Source organism: Fluviicola sp. (assembly GCF_030151805.1).
GTDB lineage: Bacteria > Bacteroidota > Bacteroidia > Flavobacteriales_D > Crocinitomicaceae > Fluviicola.
This window is the reverse complement of sequence record NZ_JASLCN010000005.1, coordinates 1-5,732: the sequence shown is the minus strand read 5'-3', so window position 1 is coordinate 5,732 and position 5,732 is coordinate 1. Positions and strand designations below refer to the sequence as shown.

At 40.8% G+C, this 5,732-nt stretch carries 6 protein-coding genes; 5 read left to right on the top strand and 1 reads right to left on the bottom strand.

All coding sequences use genetic code 11. The annotated features are described in order from the left end of the window. From Q1V93_RS00165 to Q1V93_RS00155, 3 genes are all read left to right on the top strand, one after another. Positions 1 to 351, top strand: a 351-nt coding sequence (locus Q1V93_RS00165; RefSeq protein ID WP_300659756.1) for a zinc-binding dehydrogenase, incomplete at its 5' end; no start/stop codon positions are given. Continuing rightward, entirely contained in the window at positions 335 to 838 is a 504-nt protein-coding gene (locus Q1V93_RS00160) for a copper resistance protein NlpE N-terminal domain-containing protein (RefSeq protein ID WP_300659753.1), read from the top strand. The genes Q1V93_RS00165 and Q1V93_RS00160, both read left to right, overlap by 17 nt. A 73-nt stretch (positions 839 to 911) precedes the next feature. Then, positions 912 to 1,784, top strand: a complete 873-nt coding sequence (locus tag Q1V93_RS00155) for a DMT family transporter (protein WP_300659750.1) — start codon at positions 912 to 914, stop codon at positions 1,782 to 1,784. A 209-nt stretch (positions 1,785 to 1,993) separates the two neighbouring features. On the opposite strand, the gene aspS is transcribed toward Q1V93_RS00155, so the two are convergent. Next, on the bottom strand, positions 1,994 to 3,736 hold the full coding sequence (aspS, locus tag Q1V93_RS00150; protein WP_300659747.1) for an aspartate--tRNA ligase: 1,743 nt from the start codon (positions 3,734 to 3,736) through the stop codon (positions 1,994 to 1,996). 234 nt (positions 3,737 to 3,970) lie between these two features. On the opposite strand from aspS, the gene Q1V93_RS00145 reads away from it, so the two are divergent. Further along, positions 3,971 to 4,780 carry an outer membrane beta-barrel protein gene (locus Q1V93_RS00145; RefSeq protein WP_300659744.1) on the top strand — a complete coding sequence of 270 codons (810 nt, stop codon included), beginning with the start codon at positions 3,971 to 3,973 and terminating at the stop codon, positions 4,778 to 4,780. 115 nt (positions 4,781 to 4,895) lie between these two features. Then, positions 4,896 to 5,732 (top strand): tetratricopeptide repeat protein (locus Q1V93_RS00140; RefSeq protein WP_300659741.1); only part of this gene is annotated, 837 nt, incomplete at its 3' end.

Below are 5,732 nucleotides of genomic sequence, written 5' to 3'. Positions count from 1 at the left end.
GGAACAGGCGGAAGACTCCTGTTATTTGGTGGTTCTGAATTATCAAATGGTAAGTGGGGACTCCTTTCAACGCTTAATTTTGTTAGAAAGATGGGATTTGTTGTACCAATTGGGTTAATGATGCGTTCTAAATCCATCATTGGTATCAATATGCTAAAGATAGCCGACTTCAAACCACAAGTGCTGACTCAATGTTTAAATGAGGTAGTGCAAATGGTAAAAGGAGGGCAAATTCAACCGGTTGTAGGTGGTGTCTACAAACAAAGTGAATTTACAAAAGCCCATCGTTTGCTGGAAGAAGGCAAAACAATTGGGAAGTTAATAATTGAGTGGGATGAACAACCGAATTAACTATTGGGGTATTGCAATTATTTCAGGTTTGCTCTTGAATGCTTCGTGTATTGAACACAGAGCGGAAGTGAAACACAGCCAAAAACCTGATTTGTCAAAACAGAACGAGGAAAAATACATTCATGACAAGGATTATAAAACATTCCGGATCTATGAAGGAAACATTCCCTGTGAAGACTGTAGTGGAATAGAACAACGTTTGGTAATAAAAGGAGATACATTGGGTATTTTCCGGCTGACGGAAACCTATAAAGATGCAACGGAAGACGGTGATGCAACGATCGTTTGCAGCGGACAATGGAAAAAAGTGAAGCAAAAAAACAAGGAAATCCTGATTTTGTCTCAGGGTTCTTTAAATGATTCCGTGAGACGAATGGAATACGATTTTCATTCCAATGAATTGGTTCAACGAACGTTGGATAATGAATACCTGAAAAATACGTCTTTGTATCACCTGAAATTAGTCCGTAAATCGAAACTTCTTTAACGAAATATAGCTTCTTTGAACCCATTCTTCCAGTAATTTTGCGGTTCAACTAAAAGAGGAAGGGAGACATTTAATGAAGTTAAAAGGGTATTTGCTGGCGCTGGTTTCAGCAGTTTCATATGGTTTAATTCCCCTTTTCATTCTTCCTGTAAAAGCGTTGAATTTTCCGCTGGACACAACGTTGTTCTACCGGTTTTTGATTTCTGCGGTTTTCATGCTGCTCTTTTTGCTCTACAAAAAAGAATCGCTGAGAATCAATAGAACCGAATTCTTGATCTTGTTGGTCCTTGGATTGTTGTATGCGTTGTCTTCAGACTTTTTGTTTATCGGGTATGAACTCCTCACTCCGGGCATTGCCTCTACGGTTCTCTTTGTTTACCCAGTATTTGTGGCCCTGATTCTGGCATTATTTTTCAAAGAAAAAATTACCCGGTTTACACTTATTTCCTTGTTGGTTACGTTTTCAGGGATCGTGGTTTTAAGCACCAACGGGTCTAAGTTCAATATTAATTTCCTGGGTCTTTTGGTTGGAGTATTGTGTGCCTTGTTTTATGCGGTCTACATGGTCATTGTGAATAAAGCGAATATGAAACATGTTTCCGGTACAAAGATTACGTTTTATTCGCTTCTTTTCTCTGCGACGTATTACTTCGCCAAAACCCTTGCTTTAGGCGAATCAGTGAGTGCATCTCCGTCCCTGTTTCTCCATATTTCGATTTTTGCGCTGGTAACAACTGTTTTTTCTATCACTGCTTTGATTTATGCGATTCAATACATCGGATCAACCCCAACTTCTATTATGGGAGCTTTGGAGCCGGTCGTTGCGGTAATAATCAGCGTTTGCTGTTTTGGTGAGTTTCTTTCGTGGAATTTGATTCTGGGAGTGGTCCTGATTTTAATCGGGGTTTTGATCAATATGGTTTTCGATCGAAATAAAATTCATTGAAACAAAAAGGGACATGATACACCGGTAATCATGTAGAAAGCTCGCCAGGTTTATAAAACTATGTGCTCTATTGTTCTATGTGGTTCAGACCACAATAGATACATAAAGCACATAGAAATCAACTAATCAGGTCAGGGGATAAAATGCTTTAAACTTTTTGGTGAGTATCATGCATCAGGTCCGGTACATCGTATCCCCATTTTTATCTCTTACAATTTAATTCCCAATTCTTTCAATTGCGCTTCATCAATGGTAGACGGAGCATCAATCATTACGTCTCTTCCGCTGTTGTTTTTAGGGAATGCAATGTAATCGCGGATGGAATCAGAACCACCCATGGTTGCAACCAATCGGTCTAATCCGAACGCCAAACCACCATGCGGAGGCGCACCGTATTCAAATGCGTTTAATAAGAAGCCGAATTGATCCTGAGCTTGTTCAGGAGTGAATCCAAGTAATTCAAACATGCGCGACTGAAGTGCACGATCATGAATACGAATTGATCCTCCACCTAATTCAACTCCGTTCATGGCAAGGTCATACGCATTTGCACGTACTTTCCCCGGATCGGTATCAATCAGGCTGAAATCTTCCGGTTTCGGAGAAGTGAACGGATGGTGCATGGCATGATAACGCCCGTTTTCCTCGTCCCATTCCAATAAGGGGAAGTCAAGAACCCAAAGCGGCTTGAAATCATCGCCCTTGCGAAGACCCAATTCGGTTCCCATACGCAAACGCAGTTCATTCATTTGTTTGCGTGTTTTGTCCAAACCACCGCTTAAAACGAAGATCAGATCGCCGGCTTTTGCACCACTTGCTTCTGCCCAGCTTTTTAAAGTCGCTTCATCGTAGAATTTATCTACGGAACTTTTGAACGTTCCGTCCAGGTTGCACTTCACGTAAACCAAGCCCAAAGCCCCGATTTGCGGACGCTTCACCCAATCCGTAATTTCATCCAATTGCTTGCGCGTATATTCACTTGCTCCCGGAACCGCAATTCCGATGACAGCTTCTGCATTGTCAAATACCTGGAAATTCTTCCCGGCTGAAAGTGCTTTCAAATCCGTGAATTTCATTCCGAAACGGATATCCGGTTTATCAGAACCGTAAGTTTCCATTGCTTCGGCATACGTCATACGCGGAAAAGATCCTTCAAAGGTGATTCCGCGAACAGTCTGGAACAAATGCTTGATCAAACCTTCAAACATGTTCAAAATATCTTCCTGCTCTACGAATGCCATTTCACAGTCGATTTGGGTAAACTCCGGCTGGCGGTCAGCGCGTAAATCTTCATCGCGGAAACACTTCACAATCTGGTAGTAACGGTCGAAACCGGAAACCATCAATAATTGCTTGAATGTTTGCGGAGATTGTGGCAAAGCGTAAAATTCACCCTGGTTCATGCGGCTTGGAACAACGAAATCACGAGCTCCTTCCGGAGTTGACTTAATCAAATAAGGTGTTTCGACATCCAAAAATCCGTTTGAATCCAAATATTTGCGGGTTTCCAAAGCCACGTGATTGCGCAGACGCAATTTTTGCTGAACCGGATTTCTTCTTAAATCCAGGTAGCGGAATTGTGCACGCAACTCTTCTCCACCGTCCGTATCGTCTTCAATGGTGAAAGGAGGTGTTTTTGCGGCATTCAAAAGAATCAGTTCCGAAACTTTGATTTCAATTTCTCCCGTTGGAAGGTTTGCATTTTTGCTGCTTCTTTCAATAACAGTTCCTTTTACCTGAATCACAAATTCGCGACCCAATTTTCTGGCTTGCAAACACAATTCACTGTTTTCTTCCAGGTTGAAAGCCAATTGCGTAATTCCGTAACGATCACGTAAATCCACGAAAGTCATTCCTCCCAAATCGCGGGATTTTTGTACCCAACCGGCTAATGTTACCTCTTGTCCGATGTTTGTGGCGCGTAATTCGCCATTCGTGTGTGATCTATACATGTTCTTGAAAATTTATCCCGATTTATTATCGGGAGCAAAATTAACGAATGTCGGAGAGCTTTACAGCCGTTCGGATGATTTTTTTTGACGGACTCATTCCTAAGAAAATCAAACACTTATGTTTTTAGTGCAATTTTTTTTCAAATGTGCTGTAACAAATTGATAAATGAGATGGTCATATGTTCGAAAAGCCCAAAGTACTTAGCGAAAAAGAAAACAATAAAATTTAAAGATATGAGAACAGGACTATTTATCGCATTTATATTCTTCGTGTTTGGTTACAGTTACAGCCAGACTGAAAAGCAGGAAGAACCGGATACTACCCGAATCCAATTGAAAGAAAAGTTGATTCTGATTATTAAGAATCATTCGGACAAAGATTCCGATACGATTGACGCATCACCGGATGAAAAGGAATTGAAACATTTTGAAGCTCACTGGGCGGGAATAGAATTCGGACCGACGATTCTACTGAACAGCGGAATGGGAAGCAACTTTCCGAACAACAAATACTGGGAAAATGATCCGGGGAAATCCTTCAGCTGGAATTTGAATTTCGCGGAATATAAATTCAAGATCTACAAGAATTACATCGGGATTACAACCGGTTTGGGGTTCAACTGGACACAAATTGGTTTGAAAAACAACTTGTTGTATGCAAATTCTGATTCCTTGTGGGTGATCAAAGACACAGCGAATGATTACAGAAAGAACAAATTGAGAGCAATTTACCTGACGGCTCCGTTGATGGTGGAATTTTGTTCCAACGGGAAGTCGGATAAAGGATTTTATCTTGCTGCCGGTGTAATTGGTGGTGTTAGAATCGGTTCCAGCACAAAACAGGTGATTGAAGAAGACAAATCGAAAGAAAAAACGAAAACAAGAGGTGTTTACGGATTGAATGCCTTCCGTTTGGACGCAGCTGTGAAATTTGGTTATAAAGACATCGGAGTATTTGCAAATTATAGCTTGCTTCCGTTGTTTGATACTGATAAAACAGTTGGGGTTTACCCGCTAACTTTTGGATTAACAGTCAATTTTTAGTGGTTTTGTAACATAAGTAATAAAGCAAAGGAAAAGGAGGTTGAATTTAACCTCCTTTTCTTTTTGGTGTAAAATGACTTTCAATCGTTTTTTGCTAACTTTGAACGAGAAGGATATGATACGTATATTAATTTGTCTGGTGTTTATTGGTTTTGCTGAAGTTCTTCACGCACAATCCAAGTGCTCGTGTGAATCCATGCAGGATTACATTGCACAGCGTGACTTTGACAGTACGGCAAAACACCAGGTAGTTAATTTATGGAAGTTCGCAAAAACACTGGAAAACGATAAGAATCCGAGATGTCTTGCTTTTTCATTTCAGCTAAAAGCACAGGTTCAGATGAAGAACGGCCAGTTTGTGGACGCCAGAAAAAGCCTGGACCGTGAAAAATTCATTTTGGACAGCATTCGTTGCAAAACAGCAAGTTATATTGAAAACAACCTGACTCTTGGAGATTTATTGACACTTCAGGGAGATTATGAAGCTGCTGTGGCGAGTTATTCCAAAACAGTGCGTATTCTTCAAAAAGCCGGAAACAATGCGATGCTTTCAAGAGCCTATTTGGGTTTGGCGGGTGCTTACGGCAGATTGAAAGATAAAGACAAGGCAACGTATTACACCAACCTGGCATACCCGGTTGTAACGGTTTTGTCGGATAACGAATCCAAAATCAATCTGCTTTCCGACTTATCTGCACGCTATTACAAATTGTATCAGCTCCATAAAGACAAAAATTACCTGGATTCGGCCTTGAATGCTGTTTCCTTTTCATTTGTTCTGGCGAAGAAAATTCAATACACGGAAAGTTACCTGCAGATCTACAACTTATTTGAAGATCACGCATATTACAACCGCAATTTTCGTTTGGCACTGATTTATCTCGATAGCGCATTGCAGCAAACAAATCCGAAGTATCACTGGAAAGAACGCGGTGCTATTTACGGAGACATG